The organism is Paraburkholderia sp. SIMBA_027, assembly GCF_046535315.1.
In the GTDB taxonomy this organism is placed as follows: Bacteria; Pseudomonadota; Gammaproteobacteria; order Burkholderiales; family Burkholderiaceae; genus Paraburkholderia; species Paraburkholderia tropica.
Genome location: NZ_JAWRWY010001609.1, coordinates 1 through 236, shown reverse-complemented (window position 1 = coordinate 236; position 236 = coordinate 1). Strand labels below are relative to the sequence as shown.

Here is a 236-nt window from a genome sequence, read left to right as displayed (position 1 = left end):
CGTGCTCTCGTCGCCGATGGTGACGGCAGTCGGCAGATGCTTCGGGTCGGTGTTGATCGCGAAGCCGAACCGCGTGAGCTGAATGATCGGCAGGCCGACGATCATCGCGAACGTGATCCGGTCGCGCTTCAATTGCAAAAACTCTTTGAGCACGATGCTCCACCAGCGCGCCGGCGAGAACAGGACGCGCGTGCTCACGATTGCGCTCCGTAGTTGTCGGTAGAGTGGCCCATCAG

At 61.4% G+C, this 236-nt stretch carries 1 pseudogene; it reads right to left on the bottom strand.

Going from position 1 to position 236, the window contains the following annotated elements:
* Positions 1-198: pseudogene (locus SB764_RS44620) on the bottom strand (ABC transporter permease); the annotation flags it as partial.
* Between the last annotated feature and the right edge of the window lie 38 nt (positions 199-236).